19 protein-coding genes are annotated in these 24,261 nt (G+C 53.8%); 11 read left to right on the top strand and 8 right to left on the bottom strand.

All coding sequences use genetic code 11. The features are described from left to right. Nucleotides 1-88: 88 nt before the first annotated feature. Nucleotides 89-1,177, bottom strand: coding sequence for a transglutaminase domain-containing protein (locus tag M6D89_RS10955; protein ID WP_253968114.1), 1,089 nt, complete (start codon nucleotides 1,175-1,177; stop codon nucleotides 89-91). 359 nt (nucleotides 1,178-1,536) lie between these two features. On the opposite strand from M6D89_RS10955, the gene M6D89_RS10960 reads away from it, so the two are divergent. From M6D89_RS10960 to M6D89_RS10985, 6 genes are all read left to right on the top strand, one after another. Further along, on the top strand, nucleotides 1,537-2,931 hold the full coding sequence (locus M6D89_RS10960) for a CmpA/NrtA family ABC transporter substrate-binding protein (RefSeq protein WP_253968115.1): 1,395 nt from the start codon (nucleotides 1,537-1,539) through the stop codon (nucleotides 2,929-2,931). Nucleotides 2,932-2,992: 61 nt separating this feature from the next. Continuing rightward, nucleotides 2,993-3,979: an ABC transporter permease gene (locus M6D89_RS10965; protein ID WP_253968116.1), complete on the top strand. Its 987-nt coding sequence runs from the start codon at nucleotides 2,993-2,995 to the stop codon at nucleotides 3,977-3,979. 20 nt (nucleotides 3,980-3,999) lie between these two features. Then, nucleotides 4,000-4,851, top strand: coding sequence for an ABC transporter ATP-binding protein (locus M6D89_RS10970; protein WP_253968117.1), 852 nt, complete (start codon nucleotides 4,000-4,002; stop codon nucleotides 4,849-4,851). A 73-nt stretch (nucleotides 4,852-4,924) separates the two neighbouring features. Then, nucleotides 4,925-5,623, top strand: coding sequence for a molybdate ABC transporter substrate-binding protein (modA, locus tag M6D89_RS10975; RefSeq protein ID WP_253968118.1), 699 nt, complete (start codon nucleotides 4,925-4,927; stop codon nucleotides 5,621-5,623). Between the two features lie 3 nt (nucleotides 5,624-5,626). Beyond that, entirely contained in the window at nucleotides 5,627-6,283 is a 657-nt protein-coding gene (modB, locus tag M6D89_RS10980; protein WP_253968119.1) for a molybdate ABC transporter permease subunit, read from the top strand. Then, nucleotides 6,270-7,247 (top strand): ATP-binding cassette domain-containing protein, encoded by a 978-nt coding sequence (locus M6D89_RS10985; protein ID WP_253968120.1) that lies wholly within the window; start codon nucleotides 6,270-6,272, stop codon nucleotides 7,245-7,247. Before modB ends, M6D89_RS10985 begins: the two co-directional genes overlap by 14 nt. On the opposite strand, the gene M6D89_RS10990 is transcribed toward M6D89_RS10985, so the two are convergent. Further along, the gene (locus M6D89_RS10990; RefSeq protein WP_253968121.1) at nucleotides 7,244-7,606 is read right to left on the bottom strand and encodes a cytochrome b562; all 363 of its coding nucleotides are present in this window, start codon (nucleotides 7,604-7,606) and stop codon (nucleotides 7,244-7,246) included. The two genes, M6D89_RS10985 and M6D89_RS10990, sit on opposite strands and share 4 nt — an antisense overlap. A 406-nt stretch (nucleotides 7,607-8,012) precedes the next feature. Between M6D89_RS10990 and M6D89_RS10995 the strand changes: the two genes are divergently transcribed. From M6D89_RS10995 to M6D89_RS11005, 3 genes are all read left to right on the top strand, one after another. Then, nucleotides 8,013-11,333, top strand: coding sequence for an MHYT domain-containing protein (locus M6D89_RS10995; protein WP_253968122.1), 3,321 nt, complete (start codon nucleotides 8,013-8,015; stop codon nucleotides 11,331-11,333). Continuing rightward, nucleotides 11,330-12,319 carry an HD domain-containing phosphohydrolase gene (locus M6D89_RS11000; protein WP_253968123.1) on the top strand — a complete coding sequence of 330 codons (990 nt, stop codon included), beginning with the start codon at nucleotides 11,330-11,332 and terminating at the stop codon, nucleotides 12,317-12,319. The genes M6D89_RS10995 and M6D89_RS11000 overlap by 4 nt, the downstream gene beginning before the upstream one ends. Nucleotides 12,320-12,401: 82 nt before the next feature. Further along, on the top strand, nucleotides 12,402-12,737 hold the full coding sequence (locus M6D89_RS11005; protein WP_253968124.1) for a calponin homology domain-containing protein: 336 nt from the start codon (nucleotides 12,402-12,404) through the stop codon (nucleotides 12,735-12,737). A gap of 25 nt (nucleotides 12,738-12,762) precedes the next feature. On the opposite strand, the gene M6D89_RS11010 is transcribed toward M6D89_RS11005, so the two are convergent. The 6 genes from M6D89_RS11010 to thiI form a co-directional block, all read right to left on the bottom strand. Further along, entirely contained in the window at nucleotides 12,763-13,227 is a 465-nt protein-coding gene (locus M6D89_RS11010; protein ID WP_253968125.1) for a VapA/VapB family virulence-associated protein, read from the bottom strand. A 168-nt stretch (nucleotides 13,228-13,395) separates the two neighbouring features. Next, complete coding sequence (locus M6D89_RS11015; RefSeq protein WP_253968126.1) at nucleotides 13,396-15,270, bottom strand: cellulase family glycosylhydrolase; 1,875 nt, start codon at nucleotides 15,268-15,270, stop codon at nucleotides 13,396-13,398. A 639-nt stretch (nucleotides 15,271-15,909) separates the two neighbouring features. Then, nucleotides 15,910-17,235: a glycoside hydrolase family 2 TIM barrel-domain containing protein gene (locus tag M6D89_RS11020; protein ID WP_253968127.1), complete on the bottom strand. Its 1,326-nt coding sequence runs from the start codon at nucleotides 17,233-17,235 to the stop codon at nucleotides 15,910-15,912. Nucleotides 17,236-17,455: 220 nt separating this feature from the next. Beyond that, nucleotides 17,456-19,279, bottom strand: a complete 1,824-nt coding sequence (gene typA / locus M6D89_RS11025; protein WP_253968128.1) for a translational GTPase TypA — start codon at nucleotides 19,277-19,279, stop codon at nucleotides 17,456-17,458. A 179-nt stretch (nucleotides 19,280-19,458) separates the two neighbouring features. Further along, a complete protein-coding gene (locus tag M6D89_RS11030; protein WP_253968129.1) occupies nucleotides 19,459-19,923 on the bottom strand; it encodes a hypothetical protein in 465 nt (154 codons plus the stop codon). A gap of 7 nt (nucleotides 19,924-19,930) precedes the next feature. Further along, nucleotides 19,931-21,400 carry a tRNA uracil 4-sulfurtransferase ThiI gene (gene thiI, locus M6D89_RS11035; protein ID WP_253968130.1) on the bottom strand — a complete coding sequence of 490 codons (1,470 nt, stop codon included), beginning with the start codon at nucleotides 21,398-21,400 and terminating at the stop codon, nucleotides 19,931-19,933. 357 nt (nucleotides 21,401-21,757) lie between these two features. Between thiI and glnA the strand changes: the two genes are divergently transcribed. Next, nucleotides 21,758-23,164 carry a glutamate--ammonia ligase gene (glnA, locus tag M6D89_RS11040; RefSeq protein WP_253968131.1) on the top strand — a complete coding sequence of 469 codons (1,407 nt, stop codon included), beginning with the start codon at nucleotides 21,758-21,760 and terminating at the stop codon, nucleotides 23,162-23,164. Nucleotides 23,165-23,283: 119 nt separating this feature from the next. Beyond that, nucleotides 23,284-23,817 (top strand): DUF4124 domain-containing protein, encoded by a 534-nt coding sequence (locus M6D89_RS11045; RefSeq protein ID WP_253968132.1) that lies wholly within the window; start codon nucleotides 23,284-23,286, stop codon nucleotides 23,815-23,817. Nucleotides 23,818-24,261 lie beyond the last annotated feature (444 nt).

Consider the following 24,261-nt stretch of genomic DNA (forward strand, 5'->3'; position numbering starts at 1 on the left):
GTTACCTTAACCCGACGTGATTAACGGAGCCCAAACCCCGTAACATTTAGAGCTTGAACACGGAGGTTGGTTCCCTAAGCCTCCCCCCTTATAGCCCCTTCCCTTGGTGCTCCATGGATTGGTAAATATCCTCGGCTAAACGATAAAAACGCTCTTCTTCGGGCTGCTTAGCAATGGCCGATTGAATACGCTGGGCCGCCAACTCGTATTGATCGTCGGCAAAATACACGCTGGCCAGACGATACTGATAATAAGGGTTACTGTCGCGGTATTCGGTGACCCGCTGTTGCAGGGCATTGGCGAGCTCAGTGTTACCCCGCAAGCGATAGAACTCGCTCAGGTTCCAGATAGCGGTCACATCGTCGGGGTTTACCTGAACCGCCTTTAGGTACAAAGCCTCGGCCACCGCCGATTGATCCCACCCCATATAAATCGCCGCCAGGTTATTCCACAAATAGCTTTGGGCGGAATCTAACCCTAAAGCCGCGCGCATATAAGCCAGCTTAATATCGCCATTACTCGCGCTATTGTCCAGGCTCATTGCCAAGTTATTGTAGTACTGGGCAATGGCCGTTTTATCGTCGATTAACTGCTGCTGATAGTAGGGCCGGTAATTGGACATATCCAAATCTATCACCATGTCATCGGAGCTGAACCGCAGATCGACCTTGGCGTTCACATGGCGCATAAACTGCACCCGGTCATTATTCATCGTCCAGCTAGGCGGCACCGCTACATCGTTTAAGCTGGCATCCAACCCCAGGTGACGCGCCATAGCGACAAACAACAGGGAAAAACTTAAACAATTGGCTTCGCGCGTGCGAAACACTTGCGCGGGAGTGAGGGTCGCCAGCGGCTGGTAGCCTATCCCCAAGCCCCCGGCAGAGGCGGGCAAAATTAACGCCTGGTGCAGCGCACGAACCCGCATTGCATCGCCATGCGCGCCCGCCACCGCCTGCTCGGCAAAACTCGCCATAGCCGGAGTAAGCGTCATAATCGAAGCGACGCTTACGATTTTGGGGAGCGGTTTTTGGTCCGCCACGGTGCTCGCTTTGTTCGGCTGTGCAGGCGCCGCTTGGGTGAGCGCCCGCGCAATTAAGTCAGGGGCGGGTTCATCAATCAACGTCAGTAAGCGGTTGCTGGCGCAGCCGAACAAAGCGAGCACCATTAGCGGCATCAGTAAACCTGTTAGTTTACCCTTGTATCCGAGTGATTCACCCATCTTTCGAGTATAGCACTGCGGGCAATGACTGCACCGATGCGCGCCACCCACCCCCAAAACCGCACTGTTTGACGACACGAGCCGGCTACCGATAACGCACAACGATAGCGCCAAAACGTGCATCAAAATATTTTTACAGCGCCAGCGCTGTGCAAAGCTTTGTTAAGCGTTGAAAACAACACTTATTTTTCCGATTAAAAACGCACAGTTTTGGCAACCCCGTTTTCTGGCACAGGCTTTGAAATACTCCCTTCGAGATGAATGCACCTTCGCATCACAATGAATCAATAACTTGGGGAACGGGAGTAACTCAAATGACGAAAGACCTCAAACAAACGGGATTAAAAAGCTGGTTAAAACCAGTCAAAAAACTAGCAGCCACCGCCGCCGCACTTTGCATCAGCGTGCAAAGTTTCGCGCTGGGCGATCCGGAAATAGAAGATTTAAAATTCGGTTTTATTAAACTCACCGATATGGCGCCACTCGCCATTGCCTTAGAAAAAGGCTACTTCGAAGACGAAGGGCTTTTTGTGGAACTGGAAGCTCAGGCAAACTGGAAAGTTTTATTAGACAGAGTCATTACCGGCGAGCTGGACGGCGCCCACATGCTGGCGGGCCAACCTCTGGCCGCCACCATTGGTTACGGCACCGAAGCGCATATCATTACGCCGTTTTCTATGGATCTTAACGGCAACGGCATTACGGTTTCCAACGACATCTGGGAGCAAATGAAACCCCACATTGCCAAGCGCGATGATGGCAAGCCAGTCCACCCGATTAAAGCCGACGCTTTAAAGCCAGTCGTGGAAGAGTATAAAAAGCAGGGTAAGCCCTTTAACATGGGCATGGTATTTCCGGTATCAACCCATAACTACGAGCTGCGCTACTGGCTCGCCGCGGGCGGCATTCACCCCGGCTTTTACGCGCCCCACAAAGGCGACACCTCGGGCCAACTACAAGCCGATGCGCTTTTAAGTGTCACCCCTCCGCCGCAAATGCCCTCCACCATGGAAGCCGGTACTATTTATGGCTACTGTGTGGGCGAACCCTGGAACCAGCAAGCGGTGTTTAAAGGTATCGGTGTGCCGGTTATTACCGATTACGAAATCTGGAAAAATAATCCGGAAAAAGTCTTTGGGATTACTCAAGAGTTTGCCGAAAAATACCCCAACACCACCGTGCGTTTAACCAAAGCCTTGATTCGCGCCGCCAAATGGTTGGATGCTAACGACAACGCCAATCGACCCGAAGCCGTAGAGATTCTTTCTAAGCCCTACTATGTTGGCGCCGACGCCGAGGTGATTGCCAACTCTATGACCGGCACCTTCGAATACGAAAAAGGCGACAAGCGCGAAATACCCGACTTTAACGTGTTCTTTCGCTATAACGCCACCTACCCCTACTACTCAGATGCCATCTGGTACCTGACGCAAATGCGTCGCTGGGGTCAAATTTCTGAGCACAAGAGCGATGAGTGGTATTTCGAAACGGCGAAGAAAGTCTACCGCCCGGACATTTACCAAAGTGCGGCCGAGGCTTTGATTGAAGATGGCGAAGCGCAAGCCAGCGAGTTTCCGACATTCGCATCGGAAACAGGTTTTAAAGGTGAGCAACCGGATTTTATTGACGGCATTGTATACGACGGCAGTAAGCCCAACGCCTACCTGGAATCTTTAACCATCGGCTTAAAAGCTGACGACTCTCTGTAACCTTTAACCCCGGAGGCCACCCTAGTGGTGGCTTCCCTTTTTTATTAGCGAGGATAAGGCTATGAACCCAGCCATCGCCATCAAACAAAAGTGGGACACAGCGCGATTTGGCAAAGCAGAAGCTCAGGCTCTGTTCAAAGCACTGTTAATTCCTGCGGTAGGACTTTTGCTGTTTCTGGGCGTCTGGCACCTGGGAGCCCAACAAGTCGACACCTCCCTGGGACAGTTCCCGGGGCCGGTCGAAGTCAAAGAACAGTGGAACAACCTGCTTGCAGAACATCGCGCCGAGAACGAGCGCGAGGCGGCCTTTTACGAGCGCCAGGACGCACGCAATGAGAAAAAACTGGCGAAAGATCCCAACGCCGAAGTCCGCTGGCGCGAACACAATCGTCGCCCCACGTTTTTCGATCAAATTATTACCAGTTTAATTACCGTAATGACCGGCTTTTTTCTCGCCACCGCCATTGCGATCCCGCTGGGCATTTGCATCGGCTTAAGTAATACCGCCTATCGCGCACTCAACCCGATTATTCAAATTTTTAAACCCGTGTCACCGCTGGCTTGGCTGCCACTGGTGACCATGGTGGTCAGTGCCGTGTACGTCAGCGACGACCCCATGCTGGCCAAAAGTTTTATCACCTCGGTGGTCACCGTCACCCTGTGCTGTTTGTGGCCAACCATGATCAACACTGCTGTCGGGGTTGCCAGCATCAACCAGGATTTACAGAACGTCAGCCGGGTTTTGCGTCTGGGATGGTTTACCCATGTGAAAACCATCGTTTTACCCTCGGCCATTCCGATGATGTTTACCGGCCTTCGCCTGTCTCTGGGCATAGCCTGGATGGTACTTATTGCCGCGGAAATGCTGGCGCAAAACCCCGGCTTGGGTAAATTTGTTTGGGACGAATTTCAAAACGGTTCTTCCAACTCGTTAGGTCGTATTTGCGTCGCCGTTTTAATGATTGGCTTTATCGGCTTTTTGCTCGACCGCGCTCTGCTGTTACTGCAAAGCTGGGTGAACTGGGATAAGAGCGCTGTCGTTCGCTAACCACATTTTAGGAGCACACCATGAGCAAAACGCATTTAGAATTGACCCAGGTAGGCATCAGCTTTCCCACCCCCAAAGGGCCTTTCTGCGCCCTGCAGGACGTGAATTTAAAAATCAAACAGGGTGAGTTTGTCTCACTCATTGGGCATTCGGGCTGCGGCAAGTCGACCGTATTGAACATTGTCGCCGGTCTATACCAAGCCACCACCGGTGGCGTGGTTCTTAACGGCCGTGAAGTCAACGAACCCGGGCCCGAGCGGGCGGTGGTATTTCAAAACCACTCGCTATTGCCCTGGCTAAGCGCTTACCAAAATGTCGAGCTGGCAGTAAAGCGCGTGTTCGGTCGCAGCAAGTCGCGCGCCGAGATGCGCGAATGGATTGAGCACAACCTGGAGCTGGTACAAATGGGCCACGCCCTGCACAAAAAACCGGACGAAATTTCCGGTGGCATGAAACAGCGTGTGGGCATTGCCCGGGCTCTGGCGATGGAGCCCCAGGTACTGCTAATGGACGAGCCTTTCGGCGCACTGGACGCCCTTACCCGCGCCCACCTGCAAGATTCGCTGATGGACATTCAGGCCGAGCTGGGCAACACCGTGATTATGATTACTCACGATGTGGACGAAGCGGTATTGCTGTCGGATAGAATTGTGATGATGACCAACGGCCCGGCCGCGAGCATCGGGGAAATTCTGGATGTCGATTTACCCCGCCCGCGCGATCGCCTGGCACTGGCGGACAACGCCGACTATAACCACTATCGCAGTGCGGTATTGCGCTTTTTGTATGAAAAACAGCGCAAGGTGGAACCCATATCGGCCAAACGCAGCGCCAAGTCCAGCGAGAAAAGTAAAACCCACCACGTTGCCTGACAAGCAAATATGGCACAATGGACAAATACCGAGGCGCCTACGGGCGCTTTTGTCCTGTAAAAAGATACTAGCCATGCGTTATCTGTGTGCCCTGTTACTGTTTGCCAGCACCCTGTGCTTTGGCGGCGAGTCACTTAAGCTCGCCGTTGCCAGTAATTTTAAACCCACCCTGCAAGCGCTCGAGCCCCTGTGGCATGAGCAATACGACACCCCCTGGATCCTTTCCAGCGGACCGTCGGGCGCGCTCACCCAGCAAATTCTGCACGGCGCTCCCTTTGATGTTTTTCTCTCCGCCGACGAGAAATTTCCCGCGCAAATATATCAAGCCAGCATTGGCCACCCACCCACGCTTTATGTTCGCGGGCAGCTTATTCTCGCTTGCCGCTTCGCAGCCCAGGGGGTGAACGAGGCTTTGCTAAAGGCCCACACCCTGGCACTGGCCAATACCCGCACCGCGCCTTACGGCATTGCCGCCGCCCAGTGGCTGGAATCCGCCGCACCCGCCCCCCGGGCCCGCCAGGTACAGGCGGGGTCGGTCGCGGGCGCACTGCAATATGCCGTAACAGGCAATGCGGACTGCGCCCTGGTGGCGGCAAGCTTTTCCCAGCTTGCCCCCGAATTACACTGGTACACCTTGCCCGAACCGGTCACCCTCAACCAAGCCGGAATGCAGCTTAGCGATAAACCTGCCGCAGCGGCCTTGTTGGAATTTTTAGCCACCCCCAAGGCGCGGGCAGTGATTGTCCGGCACGGCTATTTGGCGGTGGAGTAACTCATGCTTGAGGCGCTCTGGGTCACCTTTAAGCTCGCGGCCGTAAGCACCGTCATTTTGCTGCTACTCAGCACACCGCTGGCCTGGTGGCTGGCGCGGGGGCGCGCTCGCCATCTGCGCACAGTGGGCGAGGCCGTAGTGGCGCTGCCGCTCATTCTGCCGCCCACGGTTCTGGGCTTTTATCTGTTAATTTTGCTCTCGCCCACAGGGTTTATCGGCCAGTTTACCGAGGGCGGACTGGCGTTTCGTTTTAGCGGCCTGGTGATCGGCTCGGTGATTTACTCACTGCCGTTTGTGGTACAGCCACTCAGTGCCAGCTTCGCGCAAATCGATTCGCGTTTGCTGCAGCTCGGCAGCAGCCAGGGGCTGGGGCGGCTGCAAATGCTACGTCAGCTCATTTTTCCCGCCAGCAAACACGCCTTTATCACCGCAGGCGTTCTGGGTTTTGCCCACACCATAGGGGAGTTCGGCGTGGTGCTAATGATCGGCGGCAACATTCCGGGCGAAACCCAGGTCTTATCGATTTTACTGTTCGATGAGGTGGAAACCCTCAACTTCGCCCGCGCCCATAGGATTGCCGGCAGCCTGTTGGTCGCCTCGTTTATTTTGTTGTTGCTGCTATACGGCTGGCAGCGCCGGAGTCGCCATGTGGCAACTTGAATTCGATCGTCACCGCCTGGATTGGCAAACCACCGAATGGGTGGGCATCAGCGGCCCATCCGGCTGCGGCAAAACTCAGCTGCTAACCCACTTGGTAACGGGGCATAACGCCCGCTTAGGGTGTGAGGGGGAGAATCTACACGCCCTGCATCCGCGCCAGCGGGGTATCGGTTGGGCGGCGCAAGGTGGTTTAGTATGGCCCGCGCAAAGTGTCGCCCAACAGGTTAATCAGCTGGCTCAAATACATCAAAAACAAGACTGGCAGAGCCTGGCGAATGAGCTGGGCGTTACTCCCTTGCTGGGGCGCGACACCCAGGTGCTGTCGGGGGGTGAGCGCCAGCGGGTGGCCTTGCTATGCGCCCTGATCTGCGCCCGGCGTCTGCTGGTATTGGATGAGCCGGTATCGGCGCTGGATGATGGCGCCACCGCCCAGGTACTGCAAGCGGCCAGAACGTATTGTCGCCACCATCACATTCCGGCGCTGCTGGTCAGCCACCGTCAGCGGGACTTCGACAGCGTGTGCGACAGTGTTTATTTATGGGAGTGCGGCGAGCAGGTCAGCATAGAATCGGCGCACCGGCGTTTCACCATACAACAACCGCAGCAGGCCGCGGCGCTCTGGCCACTGGATTTACCGGTATCAGCTGCAGACGGGGAAGTTCTGGTTCAGGGAGTCGCCCTCGAGGCCGGCGCCCTGCCCCCTCACTGCCACCGAGTGGTAATACCCGCGCACGAGGTCTCGGTCGCGCGTCAAGCGCCCGGTCCATCCAGTATTGCCAATACCCTGGAGGGGACCGTAAAGTCCCTGTCGACCATTGCCGCGAACAGTGTTTTGGTGGAAATACAGTGGCGGGAACAGACACTCTACGCCCTGATTACTCCCAGCGCGCAGCAGCGTCTTACGCTAACCTTAGGCGATCGCGTATTCGCTCAGTTTAAAGCGCACGCGATCAGCGCGGCCTAATCAACACCCAAGGCATCGTGATACTCTTTGCGGGTTTCGCCCAGCGCCTTAAACTGCTGCTTGGCGGCGGCCATATCACCTGCGGCAAGCGCGGCGTCAATTTGAGCCACCGTTTCCTGTAACTTCTGCATACCCTCGTCGAACTTGGCCTGATCTTCCGGCGCCACTTTTTGCGCCTCGGCTACCGCCAGCGCCTCTTTAAAGCTCGCCCACTGAGACTGCAGCGCCTCATCGCTCTGGGCGTCGCGCATGGCTTTAAATGAGCCGCCCATGTCCTCCATCGAATCGTGCAGCGGGTCGTGCTTGGAGCAGCCCCCCAGTGCTACCACCACTGCCATTGCCGAAAGCCAATACTTCATGTTTATCTCCCATCTATCAACGGTTGTAGATCTCTGTATTTTTGCTTGTGTTTTGTTCCCGATGACAATGATACCGCAAGCTTAGATAGCACACTTCCCAAAACCCAAGCCCCACCTGTCTATTCCCCTCCGCGGCTCTTGGTTTTTGCGTGTTCAAACACTGAGCTATCAATGAGCCATCTGGCCGCCGCCACCGTATCAATGCAGTCAAAATCCTAAACAATTAAATGTTGCCGTAAGAAACCGCTCATTTTTAGTAAACGCAGTGATAAACCGCCTCGAATGGCACATTTTTTACTATAATTGGCACACCGGCGATAAAACGCTAACCCGTTTTATCTGCAGCTGCGAGGCTCGCTCGCGCGGATCACCCACTAATACGCCACCACGGCTCGGATCGACCTCAATGTTGAGCAGCTTTTTTTATACCCAACAAGACCCCAGTCTGGTTTTAAGCGGTGTTTACGACTACCGATTGGTGGCACTGTCCATCGGCATTGCCATCTTTGCCGGATACTTTACCGTATATCTGCTCGATCTAGCCAAACAGACGCCCATCAAGGCCTACCGACAAGCGGTCAAAATTTCGTCGGCTCTGATTATGTCGGGGGGCATCTGGAGCATGCACTTTATCGGCATGCTGGCTTTCTCACTGTGCACCCAGATTGAATATGACCCGACCATTACCTTTCTGTCGTTTTTGCCCGCCTACATTTCTTGCCAGTACGCGATTGTCTTACTGTCGCGCAAGATTACCCGCACTACCGTGGCCGTCGGTTCACTGCTACTGGGCGCCGGTATCGGCACCATGCACTACAGCGGTATGGCCGCCATGGAGTTAGCGCCTTTACTGCGCTACGACCCGTTATTATTTGGCCTTTCTGTGGTGGTAGCGGTACTGCTATCGTTTTGCGCGCTGTTCTGTCGCTTTTATTTGACTCGCTATATCCCCAGCCTGAGCCCCTCTCACAGCCGTATTATTTGTGCGGTGGTGCTGGGGTTTGCGGTCTCGGGGATGCACTACATGGGCATGGTAGCCACCCGATTTATTGATACCAGCGCCCAGTCAGCGCGCGGCGCGATGGTGGATTCAGATTTATCCTTTATCGCGCTTAGCGTTGCCGGCAGCACCGTATTGTTGACCCTACTGGTAGCGATCGTTAGCGGCCTGGCGCGTTACCGTATGATGCTTAGCGAGAAGTCGGCCAGCGAGTCGCGCCTTAAAGCGATCTTGTCCACCGCCGTAGACGGCATTATTACCTTAAACGAACGCGGCCAAATGCTGAGCGCCAACCGCGCGGCGGAAACCATTTTGGGCTTTAGCGAGGCCGAACTAATGGGGCAAAGCCTGACCCTGTTAACCCACGGCGATCAAAGCGAGGATAGCCTCTGTCTGATCGCCGACCCAAACATCAACTTTACCCACTATGTGGGGCGCAATGTAGAAACCCTGGCGCGTCATAAAGCGGGCCAAACCATCCCTATTCGCCTGGGGCTAGGTGAGGTAAAACAAAAGGGATTAAAGCCTCTCTATGTAGCGTTTATCACCGACCTAAGCGAACAAAAAGCACTCCAGGACTCCCTGCTGGAAAAAGAACAGCAATACCGATCACTGGTGAACAACCTACCTGGCGTAGCCTTTCGCTGCGAAATCAGCTCTCAGTGGCCAATGCTTTTCGCAAGCCCGAGCATTAAAGAATTGACCGGCTATGAGCAAACAGACTTTCTCGAGCGTAAGGTGGACATGGGCGATTTAATCCACCGTGACGATCTCGCCCACATTGAAGCCAGCTTGCAATCATCACTGCAAAAACGCAGTAACTACTCGAGCGAATACCGCATTTGGCACAAAAGTGGCGACATTGTCTGGGTGCTCGATCAGGGCAGCTTTAGCTATGACGACTCTGGCGAAGCCAAATGGATAGACGGAGTGCTCACGGACATTACCGAGCGCCATAGACATGAAGAGAAACTTCGAGAAGCCAAGCGACAAGCCGAGCAAGCAGCCCAGGCCAAGCAGGCGTTTCTGGCCAATATGAGCCACGAAATCCGCACCCCCATGAACGCCATTCTGGGCTTTAGCGACATCATGCTTGATGCTCCGCTTGAGCAAGAACAGCGCAAACATTTAAGCACGATCAACAGCTCCGCCCGATCGTTAATGCATCTTCTTAACGATATTCTGGACTCGGCCAAACTGGAAAAAGGCAAGCTCAGCATTAGCCGCGAGCCCTTTTCTCTGCACTCGTTATTGGACGAAGTCATTTCCACTTTTTGGTTGCTGGCAAAGCAAAAGTCCATTGCTCTTAACCTAGAACTTGATGCCGGTTTGCACGCTCAATATCTGGGCGACGCGCACAGAATCCGCCAGGTGCTCAACAATCTAATTGGCAATGCCATTAAATTTACCGACGATGGTGCGGTGACAGTCAGCGTTCGCCCCGACCACGAGGGCCGGATAGTTTTCTCGATCTCGGACACAGGCGTGGGTATTGCCGCTGAACGGCTGGAAGAAATTTTTAACCCTTTCGAGCAAGCCGACGATACCACCACGCGCCGCTTTGGTGGCACCGGACTGGGAACCACCATTAGCAAACAACTGGTGGAGCTGATGGGCGGCAAGATTAACGCCCGCAGCCAACCCGATCAGGGCAGCTGCTTTTACTTTGATTTACCACTCGAACCCACCGAGGCTCAGGCGCGCAACCGCCCTCACACCAGCATGCCCCTGCCGCCGTTAAATATCTTAATTGTCGACGATATTGAGCAAAACCTGGAATTGCTAACGCTTATGCTGTCGCGCAGCGGACACAAAGTCATGAGCGCGAACGATGGATTTGAAGCTGTGCGCGCCTATGAAAAAAATAATGTCGATATTATTTTAATGGATATTCATATGCCTCAGTGCGACGGCATTGTCGCCACCCAAACCATTCGCGCCCGCGAGCAAGAACAAGGACGCCGCCCGACCCCCATTATTGCCCTTACCGCCAGTGTTCTAAGCCAAGACAAAGAAACGGCGCAGAAGGCGGGAATGAACGGCTTTGCCAACAAGCCGCTCAAACCCGAGCAACTGTACGGCGAAATGGCGCGCGCTTTGAGCTTATCCAGCGAGGAGCTTGATCCTGCCCCCTCGGTACACTCAGCGGCGCACATAGACTTCGAACACGGCGAACTTTTGTGGGGCAGCCGCGAACGACAAAGTAAAGAAATTAACGCTTTTTTGCGCGACCGAGCGCCGGAATTGGAAGCCTATAAAACCAGTTCGCATCGCAGTGGGCCAGATTTTGCAAAGACACTACACACCTTTAAGGGGCTGGCTGGCAACCTGGGACTGATGCAACTGGCGCACTTGCTATCCTGCCTGGAAAAGGCCGAGGCTCACGAACACGAAACTCTGCTTGCAAGCATTAGCCAAGAACTAACCTTAATACAAAAAAGGCTTAATCCCATAGCGGCGGACCTCCCACGAGAGGAGCGAGACGCTTTGCTACAGAGCGAGCCAATAATAGACCTGCTAGAGGCGCTAAAACGCTGTGCTGGTCGCGGAGAAATAGACCAAACGCTCGCGGAACAACTAAACATCCTGGAAGGGACAAAACATCAACACCAGAGTAAGCTTATTAGTGAGGCGCTGGAGAATTTTGATTTCGAGCTTGCCATCGAGCGCGTTGAAAGCCTGATAAACACGCTGACCACAGACACACCCAAGGGAGCACCGCCATGACCCCAAGCTCCGAGAGCCCCCGCATTTTGATTGTGGACGATGAACCGGTAAACCTTAAGGTAATGCAGACCGTCCTCGCCCCGCACTACCAGCTTGCCTTTGCCAAGTCGGGGCCAGCGGCCCTGTCGCTGGTGCAACAAGAGCCACCCCAGCTGATACTGCTGGATGTGATGATGCCCGGAATGAGCGGTATTGAAGTCTGCCAAACACTCAAGGCCAACCCGGACACTCGCCAAATTCCGGTCATTTTCGTCACCGCCATGAGCGACCAGGATGATGAATACAATGGCTTTGAAGTGGGCGGGGTTGATTATATTACCAAACCCATTACACCCTCGCTGGTGCGCGCCCGAGTAAAAAATCAACTATCGCTGGTGCAAGCCGAGCAGTTGCAGCAGGCGCATATCGATTTGGTTCAGCGCCTGGGAAGCGCCGCCGAATACAAAGACGAAGACACCGGCGAGCATATCCTGCGGATGAGCCACTACAGTAAATTATTGGCTCTGGCTGCGGGCGTGAGCGAGTCCCATGCCGAACTTATTCGCCAAGCGGCTCCCATGCACGACGTGGGCAAGATCGGTATTCCCGATGCAATCCTACTCAAACCCGGACGGCTTACCGAGGATGAGTTTGCGCAAATGCAAGAGCACGCCCAGATTGGCGCCAATATTCTGCGCAATTCGCCCTCGCCACTGATTCAGCTGGCTCACACCCTGGCGCTGCAGCATCACGAAAAGTGGGACGGTTCAGGCTACCCACAGGGCTTAAAAGCCGAAGCCATCACCCTTGAGGCCCGCATTGTCGCGATAGCCGATGTCTTCGATGCCCTGACCTCCAAACGCCCTTATAAAGACGCCTGGCCCACCGACAAAGCCTTCGCGCTGCTGCAAGAGCAAGCGGGAAAACACTTTGATCCCCACCTGGTAGAGCTGTTTTTAAAGCTGAAGGAAAAAGTGCTCGCCATAAAGCAAAGCTACAGCGACTAGCAGACTGTAATGGCGTGTAATCGCATATTTTAACGGCCTGAATATACTGATTGTCTCGTCAATACCAAGAGACTTTCACAAAATGCTCATTAGTTTTGCCAACCAAACCTTGAGCAGGGACGAACAAACCGAGATCAAAGGATTAGAACTGCTGCACTCAATCGAGCCCAGTGCGGTTACTTTTTTTAATAAGACGCCCGACATCATCGAAGTTAAAACCTACGATGACAGCGATCGCCTGCAATGGGCCTCGTACCAAGATACGATAATCAAGCCGTATCAGGTAGCCTTACTGAGGGCGCGGGGGAAAAATATAAGTGTGTGTATTGCGGGAAAAATGACCACGTTTCAATGCCGCAAAGGCAAAGCCTACTTATTTGACGGCGTTATTCTGCGGGAAAAGAATTGGACGCCTTAGGCGTCCAGGTTAATTCAATCCAATTTTAGCGCCAGATTCCTTCACCTTTACCCACGCCAAAAACACTGCCGACAGATCCCGCCTGAAAGTGCCCCAACAACATTTTGTTATAATCAAAGAAGTAGTAAGCGGTGTAATCGGGAGTAGCCGTATAAGTGAATTCACAAGTGCGGCAATACAGATCATCGATAGAACTGCCATCGGCCAAATACACATCACCATAAAGGGCGCCACCGCCGGGAAAACTTTGCCCCCACACAGAGCCGGTAAAGACTCTTCCGCCCTCAATGCGGCATTTGGCCTTCACATAATAAATCAAACTGGAAAGCGAACCTTCGGCATCATAGGGGACCGCGGCTTTCATACGCGATTCGGTGGTGTTTTCTAACGTCTGCAAGGTCCGGTTCATGGCGGTTTCTTCTAACATTCCAGCAAAATGCTTTTCAAAATCGACCGCCAACTGAATTGGACTCTTCTGAGCAATGTTCATCCCCACCTCGCTTTGACTGTACCTGCCACCTATTGGCAGAGCTGAGAATAGGCCAGACGGAGGACAATCGGCAATTACACGCCATTACACCGCTGCATTAAAACAAACAACCATTCGCCCACAAAAAAGCCGGGCACTGGGCCCGGCTTAATCGTCATCAGACTTACTTTAGTCCTGCCAAAGACGATTCAGCAGATTCCACTTGCGCTGGTTAAAGCCTTCCCAGGTTCCCCAACCAGATTCATTGGATACCGGATCATAGGCATGGTTGTACAAGCCACCTGTATCTCCAGATTCCGGGTTAGTCGACCAGTAGCAGGCCTGAATATCCTTTTCGATCATATAATCAACCAGAGTGTTTTGCCACTGCTCGTCGACATTGGTCTGAATGTGGTCCCAGCGCTCGCGATCGCGCACCGGCGCCCCTGTGGGCCAATCCAAGAAGCCACCGAACTCGCCGATTACCATGGCATAGCCCTGCTCGCGCAGATAGCCAAAGTGTTCATCCCACCCGGGAGTAATGCGGTTGGGATCAATCACAATATTACAATCGGCATCGCCGGCTTCATCCCCTTCCAGACCATCACACTCGGGCTCGGCCGGATCCATAAACTGCGGCTGAACATAAACCGAAGGACCATAGGTATGGGGCGACAGAATCAAACGCTCTTTGGGGATATTGAGCGGATCATCGGCCAAGGGATAAAAGTTTTCCCCCCAGTTGGGGTTGGTATCTTCGCTACCGTGGGGCACATCGGTACCGTCGCTGGTGCCCGCGGCAATACCTTCGACCATCACCAGAACATCCTGGTTAACCTCGTTAATCGCCTGATACGCGTTTTCCGCCAGGGTGCTCCACTCACTCCAGGTGTAATCCCAGGGTTCGTTAAAGATATCGATAGCCATGATGTTATCTACGCCCAGCTGCTCGGAGAAGCCGGCAATTTCCTGCAGATCCTCTAACCAAAGCTGCTCGTTGTACTCGTGAACCACGACCCCGTCATCGTCCACTACGCCACACGAATAACCTTCACGGGTAAACTCGTAGTGCTCACGATCTCTATCGGCGTAGGGTGGCGTGGCATCCAGACGACCGGCGCGCCAGCCCACATAGTTAGAGCAGGAGTGGATATCAATAATTACTTGAATGTCGTTTTGATCGGCTTGAACAATAAAGTCTTCTAAAGCCTGGCGAGCATTATCCTGGCGCACAGAAGGCGCGTTTTTCAGAACACCGCCCTGGCGAATATCACCGCGACCCTGCGGATCGTTGGGGTCCAGTGTTTGCGGTGCAATAGGCAGGCGGATGGTGTTAATACCCTGCGCCGTAATCTCATCCATGGTTTGCTGAATATCTCGTCCACTCTCAACCCACCACATGTTACCGACATACAATTCCATCGGTGCACCATCGGCATTGTTTTCTGCATCTGGTGGCTCGTGCTGACCTTCTAAACCAAACCAGGAAGAACACTTAACCGGAAACAGTTCACCATTCTTAGTAATGTTACCGGTATCGTCTACACGGAAGGTTCCATCAGTGGGCGTGTCGCTGGATGAGCTGGACGACGAGCTACTGGAGGAGGATGAGCTGCTTGAGGAAGAACTGCTGGATGACGAGGTGCTTGAGGAGCTGGAAGAACTGGACGACGAAGTTCCATCGCCGCACACATCACCGCTAACCGTGGGGACCTCAGCCGATGAACCGTTGGTATTCCCTTGAAAACCAAAGCTAACCGATTGCCCTGGGTTGATGGTTTCGTTCCAACTTAAATTAGAGGCACTGTATGATCCAGTGCCACTCACATTAGCGTTCCAGGTATTAACTAGCGTGTTATTTTCATATTGCCAGTTAACATTCCAACCCTGAATGGGCTCACTTCCGTTGTTGGTAATGTTAATGGTCCCGGTAAAACCCGAGCCCCAATCACTGTTCACTGTGTAACTACAGCTGGCACTTTGCGCCGTAGCGCCTTGGGCCACTGCCGCAATGGCCAGCCCCAGAATGGCAGCAGAGCTAATACGTCTTCTTGCTTTGTACATATCGTTACTCTCCATAGCATGGCATCACAGCAAAACGAGAAAGCTCAAAAATCAAATGAGATTAAACAAAAATATTTACCGTGATCGCACGAGAAGTTTATTAAATTTATGTTCGCTTTAATGAATTAAAATAAAATCAATTCAATGCGAGCAGGCAGTATAGCCAAGTGATTAAGTATAAAAACAATTTCACGCGCCTCACTATGAGATAACAATCACAGAAAATGACCGCATTTTTCTCATAAATCCACATAGTAATTTTTTGCGTCAGACGTTATCGATAACAACTTTTTCGATAAGAAAAATAATTTATAGCGAATATCTTTCAGCTTTATCGTTAACAAAAACTGCAAAGTTATTCAGGAATTTCACTCTACAAAAATGGTATCGATAACAGACAGAGTGAAGATTCACTCAGCGAGCTTCATCGGGAAATAACAAAAAGCAACTTATAAAACAAGCAGCTCTATGGAACCGATAATTCAACCAAGAGGACATTTTTAAGAAGGGAATAAGGTTACGAATTCCGCTTGCTTCGCCATAAAAACAAGCGGAATTTAAAGCAATTTAAATCAGGACTATTATTCCTGAAAAGAGCCACAGAAAATTTTTCTTTACCAACAGTTTGCTAAGGAGCCTCTATTTCTTTAGCCGAACATAAAAAGGAAAGTTGGCGTTACCCACTTTGCCCTTGCCGTCGTATACATAGGCAAACATTCGGTATTCACCTTCGGCGTTCGGCGCGCGAATAATCAATTGCCCTTCAGGCTTTTTAAGAACATCCATGGCAATGGCGTCCGGGCGTATTTCATGGGCGCCGCCCTGGCTGCGCTGTGCAACTTCCTGCAGCATTTCCCATTGGTACTCCAGCGGGTCGCCATCCGGGTCGCTTACATCCAGGGTAAAAGTCATCGTTTGCCCCGGCTCTACGATCACACTTTGGGCTGGACGCTGATTGTTGAGGTAAAGCGACTTAACCAGGGGCGCGCGATTATCGGGGTAGGTCCCGGTCCAATAGTGCGCCAGCTCATCCACACGGGCGTTGGCGCTGCCATCGGGGTTAAACATGCCATACCAGGTGGGGGTTCGCTCTTGTTTCTGCCCCCACAAAAAGGCGTAGCCGCCGATGACTTTGCCGGTGGGGTTGCCATCAAACGCGCTTTGCATTCGCCGGGCAAAACTTTGCGCTTTAACCCCGCTGGGCTCCTCTATCTCGCGGCCCCATTCGGTCGTGGGTCGCTCCCAGTGTCCGATAGCGCCGTACTCGGTCACCATAAATGGTTTATCCACCTCCAGCTGCTGGATAATATGGGGCAGGTTCGCTACATCGGCGTAAAGCTGTACCGAAATAAAGTCGACTTCGGGGGTGTATTGCAGGGCGGTATCAATCTGCGCCTTGGAAGCACCGGCAAAACTGTAAGTTACCGGGTGGTTGGGATCTTCCCGATGGACATACTCAATCATCTCGTTAATAGCCTGATACACCTTAGGGTTTACCGCCTTGGTGGAGCCATCTTCATCGAACAGCAAGTTGGGCTCATTGGCGACCACCCAGGCAAGTAGATTGGGGTGATCTTTGTAGCGCTGCACCACCGCTTTAAAACGCTCGAACTGAGCGGCTACCGCCTCCTCGTCGTTGTAATCAAAGCCATGGAGTTCTTTTTGGGTATCGAAACCCAGGGCCACCATAATATCCAACTCGGCGGCGCGGGCGAGAATCTTATCGGCATTGTTGGTGCTCCAGGTGCGAATACTGTTGCCGCCAATCTGCGTCAGTAATGGCAGGAGATCCAAATTCGCCCCTCCAAACCCTACTCCCTTAACGCTGTAGTGCTCACCATCGACTAGCAGCTGGTAGACACCATCGGTTTTTACAATATCGACATCTTTAGGGCCGTTAGCGGCGGCAAAGCTTGAGGAAGACACGGCGCACAAAAGTGCCAAGGCGGCAGGCTTTAACTTCATAGGGATTACCTCTTTATTTTGGGCAATGAAACCAAGTTCCGCACCCAAAATCAGCCCACATCCGACAAATAGCGAAAGTGGGACTCCCGTTGAAAAGTGAGACCTGATCATGGTGCCGGGTAGCGCCAGCCTTTGCCACCAGGCACAAAAAAGCCCCACAGGCGGTGCCAGCGGGGCTTCGGGATTCCGTCAACCGTTTTCCGGTTGCCGTTAACCGGCCTTACTTCTTAGCGCGTTTACGCTCGTTTTCGGTCAGCAGTTTTTTACGCAGACGAATAGATTCCGGAGTCACCTCCACCAGCTCGTCGTCTTCGATAAATTCCAGCGCCTGCTCCAGGGTGTGCTGAATGGGCGGTGTCAGAGTAAGGGCCTCATCGGTACCGGCGGCGCGCACGTTGGTCAACTGTTTGGCTTTGGTGGGATTAACCGCCAGGTCGTTATCGCGCGAATGGATGCCGATAATTTGACCTTCGTAGATATCTTCGCCATGGCCCAAAAACAGACGACCGCGATCCTGCAGATTAAACAGGGCGTAGGCCAGGGTTTTGCCCTTCACCATAGACACCAGCACACCATTGTGGCGGCTGATTACCTCGCCGGCCTTAACCGGGCCATAGTGATCAAAGATACTGGTCATAATGCCCGAACCGGAGGTCATGGTCAGGAACTGACCACGGAAGCCGATCAAGCCGCGCGAGGGAATCAAAAACTCCAATTTCACGCGACCTTTGCCGTCGGGCTCCATATTGGTCATTTCGCCGCGACGCAGGCCCAGCTCTTCCATCACGCTGCCCTGGTGCTGGTCTTCCACATCGATAACCACCTGCTCATAGGGCTCGTGGATCTCGCCGTCTACTTCACGCTGAATAACCTCGGGGCGGGATACGCCCAGCTCGAAGCCCTCGCGACGCATATTTTCAATCAAAACCGACAAGTGCAGCTCACCGCGCCCGGAGACCACAAACTTGTCGGGGCTGTCACCCTGCTGTACGCGCAGCGCCACATTGTGAATCAGCTCCTGATCCAGACGCTCGCGAATATTGCGGCTGGTGACATACTTACCCTCTTTACCGGCAAAAGGCGAGTCGTTGACCTGGAAGGTCATGCTCACGGTGGGCTCGTCTACCGTCAGCAACGGCAGCGCTTCAATGGTGTCGGGTGCACACAGGGTGTCGGAGATATCCAGACCATCGATACCGGTAATACACACGATATCACCGGCGGTAGCCAGATCCGTATCCACCCGCTCCAGGCCGTGATAACCCATCACTTGCAACACCTTAGCCTTCTTGGTGTCGCCTTCGCGCTTGGCCACCACCACCTGCTGATTGGGCGACAGACGACCGCGCTTAATGCGACCAATACCAATAACGCCCACATAGCTGTTGTAATCCAGCGCTGAAATCTGCATCTGGAAGGGGCCGTCCATGTCCACCTCGGGGGGCTGCACATGCTCGGTAATCATTTGAAACAGCGGAGTCATGTCGTCGGCCAGCTCGTCGGCCTCGGGGCCGGCCACGCCATTCAAGGCTGAGGCGTAGATAATCGGGAAATCCAGCTGCTCATCGGTAGCGCCCAAACGGTCAAACAAATCGAACACCTGATCCATCACCCAATCGGGGCGAGCGCCGGGGCGGTCGACCTTGTTGATAACCACAATGGGATTCAGGCCTTTTTCAAAAGCCTTGGCAGTAACGAAACGAGTTTGCGGCATGGGGCCGTCTACGGCGTCTACCAACAGCAGAACCGAATCAACCATCGACAGCACACGCTCTACCTCACCGCCGAAATCGGCGTGCCCGGGGGTATCCACGATATTGATGCGGTAATCGTTCCAGCGAATGGCGGTGTTTTTCGCCAAAATGGTAATGCCGCGCTCTTTTTCCTGATCGTTGGAGTCCATGATGCGCTCGGCACCTTCGTCGCGTCGATCCAGAGTGCCGGACTGGGACAGCAGCTTATCTACCAGGGTAGTTTTGCCGTGGTCAACGTGGGCGATAATGGCGATATTGCGCAACTTGGCGATGTCGGATTGGCTGGTCACTGTGATGCTCTCAGAGGTAATGAAATGGCAGCGCTCTGACGTGCAGGCGCTGAAAAGGCGCGCATTATAGCCGCCTAGCGCCCTGCAAAACTACTTATATCGGCCACAACCCGCTTAAAAAGTCGTCAAATCGCCGAAATTATGCCACCAACACCTCCCCCAATGAGGCCTACCAGGGCTTACAAACCAAAATAATTGGTGGGCTCTTCGCCGTCGGGGCCGACCTCACCCTCACTGTCACCGGCGAACTGAAAACTCTCTATCTGGCCGCTCTGGGCGTGAACATTACAGGTAATAAACAGCTCGCGAAGCGGGCCTGCGCGATCTGAATCCGGGTAAATCATGGCCTCCAGAAAAACCTTGTACTGCCCTTGGGCCTGGTCATAGCGGCTGCTAAAGGAATCCATGTGAAGGGTTTTAATACGAGACTTAAACGCCTCACGCGTCTGCTGTTCGCAGCCGAGCTGAGCGTCGGTCATGGTGGCGTGATGGTAGGTTTTACCCAGGCGCTCGCCGACCCGCACACCAAACTCTCCCACCGGCACATCCAGCACATGCAGGGTCGCCAGCACCGACAGCGCGATAATGCCACCTGCAATCGCAATAAAGGCGATAATTTGGTTAACCGGTGTTTTTCGGGGCATAACAGCCTTACTCGGGGCGGTAAACGCCTATGTGGGTGAGCCCATCATCGGCCAAATGCGATGCGTGCAACTGGCTCATAATGCCTTTCTCGCAATACAAGTAGTAGCGCTTTTCCGGCTCCAGCTGCGCCAGGGCATTATTGAGCGTGTAAAAAGGTATTTTTAAGACATCGGCCGCCAGCTGCAAAGGCTTTAGGGCCTCCTCGTCGGGGTGGCGAATATCGATCACGGCTGCCCCTTCGGGCAGCTCTGAGACCACCTCTACGGCGGGCACATCGTCCGGGGTCGCATCCAGATCGCGCACATCCACCACCGCTCGCTCGGCCACCGCCTGCTCCAGCACGCTAAAGTCGAACTTTTCTTCGGCGGCCACGACTTTATCCATCCGCGCCCGGGTGGTGGGCTTAACGGAAATAACGCCGCAGTACTCGGGCATGCTGGCGGCGAAGGTCTCGGTGCCGATTTTGCGGGAGACATCGATAATCTCGCCCTTGTCCATGGTAATCAACGGACGCAACACCAGCGCATCGGTCACCCGGTCAATCACGCTTAAATTGGGCAGGGTCTGGCTGGATACCTGCGCGACACTCTCGCCGGTGACCAGGGCGGGCCATTTGAACTCTTCGGCCACCTGGCTGGCGGCGCGCATCATCATGCGCTTTAATACCACGCCCATATAGGCATTATCCACATGACGCAGGATTTCGCTGACCACCCCCTCAAAGGGTACGGTGACAAACTTGACCGGGTGCGAGGCACCGTATTTGTGCCACAGGTAATAAGAGACCTCTTTCACCCCCAGCTCGTGCTGGCGCCCACCCAGGTTAAAAAAGCAAAAATGGGTTCGAATACCGCGCTTCATGGTCAGGTAGGTGGAGACCGTGGAATCAAACCCACCCGAGATCAACGACAATACCGACTCCTGCGACCCCAGCGGATAGCCGCCCAGCCCCGGGTTTTGGCTGGAGACCACGAACAGGCGATCGTTTTTAATCTCCAGGCGTACGGTAACTTCGGGCTTACGCAACTCGACCCCGGCATTTTCGGTGTGCTGCGCCAAACCTCCGCCCACATAGCGCTCCACCTCGTGCGAGGTAAACTCGTGGGTGCCGCTGCGCTTGGCACGCACGCAGAACGTCTTACCGGCCAGGCGGTCGCGCCAACAGGCGAAAGTCGTCTCGAAAATATTGTGTAAATCCCCCAGCGGGAACTCCAATACCTTTAAATAACTGCCGATACCCGGGGTATGAGCGAGAATTTCCGCTACCCGCGCTTCGCGAACGGCCAAGTCTTCGGCCGACAGCTGATCATCGGCGGCGGTTATCTCAATTTTTTCCCAGTCGCGGTCAACCCGAATACCGGGCCCCACCTGCGACACCAGCGCACGCAGATTATCGCGCAACTGCTTGATAAAGCGCTTGCGCACCGGCGGCGATTTAATAATTATTTCGGGGAAAACCTTGACGATGAAATGCATGAAAGCCTACTGTAAGCGCGCGGTAAAAGCGCTACATTATAATGCATGGCCGGATTTGAGACAAAAGCGGCCAAAATGCAACGACCCATATTGGTGCGCATCACCGTGCATGCGCACCAATATGGGTCACGGCGAATTCACAAGTGCTGCGCTATCGATTCTCAAGGCCCCAGAGTTGCGCCTTTGGCCGCCCTGGAATCTGATGGCATAGTTCTTGCCCTAATCACGGGACGATGATTCAGTCGCCCCGTCGCATCCTTCGATGCGCGTGTGGGCGCACTGTCTGGGCGGCACAACCATCCAGACAAAAAATTCTTAACGTACGTAGCCGGTAGGCTTATTAATTGGAGGCACTCGATGTCCAAGAAGACACTGGAACTGATCAAAGAACACGAAGCTCGCTGGGTAGACATGCGCTTTACCGACACTCGCGGTAAAGAGCAGCACGTTACCATTCCCGCCGCTTCTATCGAAGAAGACTTCTTTGAAGAAGGTAAAATGTTTGATGGCTCTTCCATCAACGGCTGGAAAGGCATTAACGAGTCAGACATGATTCTGATGCCCGATGATGAAACCTCTATCCTGGATCCCTTCTCGGAAGACTCCACCATCATCATTCGCTGTAACATCGTTGAGCCTACCACTATGCAAGGCTACGACCGCGACCCACGCTCTATTGGCCTGCGCGCCGAAGAATACCTGAAGTCTACCGGCCTGGGCGACACCGCACTGTTCGGCCCCGAGCCCGAATTCTTCGTGTTTGACAGTGTCCACTGGGCTGCCGAAATGGGCGGCGCCTTCTACAAAATCAAATCCGAAGAAGGCGCTTGGTCTTCTGGCGACGAGTTCGAAGACGGTAACGCGGGCCACCGCCCAACCGTTAAAGGCGGCTACTTCCCCGTTCCTCCCGTTGACTCGCTGAACGATCTGCGCGGCGCCATGTGTAACGCCATGGAAGCCATGGGTCTGGAAATTGAAGTACACCACCACGAAGTGGCCACTGCCGGTCAGTGCGAAATCGGTGTGGGCGCCAACACCCTGGTGAAAAAAGCCGACGAAGTACAGATTTTGAAGTACTGCGTACACAATGTAGCTCACGCCTACGGCAAAACCGCTACCTTTATGCCTAAGCCGCTGATCGGCGATAACGGCTCTGGCATGCACGTACACCAGTCTTTCTCTAAAGACGGCGTAAACCAGTTTGCCGGTGACGACTACGCTGGCCTGTCTGAAACTGCCCTGTACTACATCGGCGGTATCATCAAGCACGCCCGCTCTCTGAACGCTTTCTGTAACGCTTCTACCAACTCGTACAAGCGTCTGGTTCCAGGCTTTGAAGCGCCTGTTATGCTGGCTTACTCGGCGCGCAACCGCTCTGCGTCTATCCGCATTCCGTTTGTGACCAGCCCGAAAGCCAAGCGTGTTGAAACTCGCTTCCCTGACCCAACTGCCAACCCATACCTGTGCTTCGCGGCACTGCTGATGGCCGGTATCGACGGTGTACAGAACAAGATTCACCCAGGTGAAGCGGCGTCTAAAGACTTGTACGATCTGCCTCCGGAAGAAGAAGCACAGATCCCAACCGTGTGCTCTAGCCTGGAGCAAGCTCTGAACGCTCTGGAAGAGGACAACGAGTACCTGCAAGCCGGTGGCGTGTTCACCAAAGACTTTATCGACTCGTACATCGAGCTGAAAAAAGCCGACATCCAGCGTCTGCAAATGACTCCACACCCAGTAGAATTCGAACTCTACTACAGCGTGTAAGTCGCACTCGGTACCTAGCGTACCAAGTCGCAAAAAGGCCCACCTGGCAACAGGCGGGCCTTTTTCTTTACCTCACAAAGCGCTATGGTTAACAACAATATCAACGGGAACCCACGACTATGCGCTTTCTCACTGCCCTAAGCATTATGACCCTGGCCCTAACCGCCCAGGCGGAGGTGTACAAGTCTGTCGATAAATACGGCAATGTCACCTATACCGACGACCCCAGCAGCGTAGAAAAATACGGTGACAAGGCCGAAAAAGTAGAGGTGCGCCCCACCAATGTGCTGCCCGCCGGCGACCCTATAAAGCTTCAGGCCCCGCGCGAAGAGCGCTCGCAATCAGAAGACGAGGGCCCCCAATACAATGTGCGCATTGTCAGCCCCACCAATGAACACACAGTCACGCCCGGGCAGCGGGACTTAATTATCGCGGTGGCCACCGAACAGCCTCTGGGTGGCGGCGCCAAATTCGCCTACTTTATGGACGGTGAACTACTGGGCACCACGACCGATAACAACTACTCTATTCGCGAGATTTTTCGCGGCGAACACCAAATCCGGGTAGAGGTTCACAACGCCCAGGGCGAAACCCTCTCCAGCAGCGAGTCGGTCACGGTTTACGTGCATCGCGCCTCTCGCCTGTCACCCTAGGGCCTGTTCACACTAATTAGATGCAGCCTGTTGCGACTAAAAATTCGCCAATTAAGGCGCGAGGAGAGTGGTTTGGTCACTCCAAATGAACGATGAGCAAAGCTTACCGCATCCTGCTCTCGCGCCTCACCTGCGTCCATGCAGGCGACGAAGAGTGGCGGATTTTTAGCCGCAACCCGAATACTTACATGGACGTAAGGTATTAGAGCAATGCAGGAGCAATTGCCGAGGGCTGGAGCCAGTTTTGTCCCCAGCGTTGTTGCCGATCGCTTATTTGGAACAACCAAACTTCGCTCACGGCGCCTAGCTGGAAACAAAACTGGCTTCCAGCTAGGCGCATTTAATTAGTGTGAACAGGCCCTAGCGTCCTGTCCGACTATTTAGTTTTTAACGCCCTTGCTATAGGGGATCATTCCTGCACCCTGCTCTCCGACAATCCGCGTA

The sequence above is a fragment of the Gilvimarinus xylanilyticus genome (genome assembly GCF_024195295.1).
Lineage (GTDB): Bacteria > Pseudomonadota > Gammaproteobacteria > Pseudomonadales > Cellvibrionaceae > Gilvimarinus > Gilvimarinus xylanilyticus.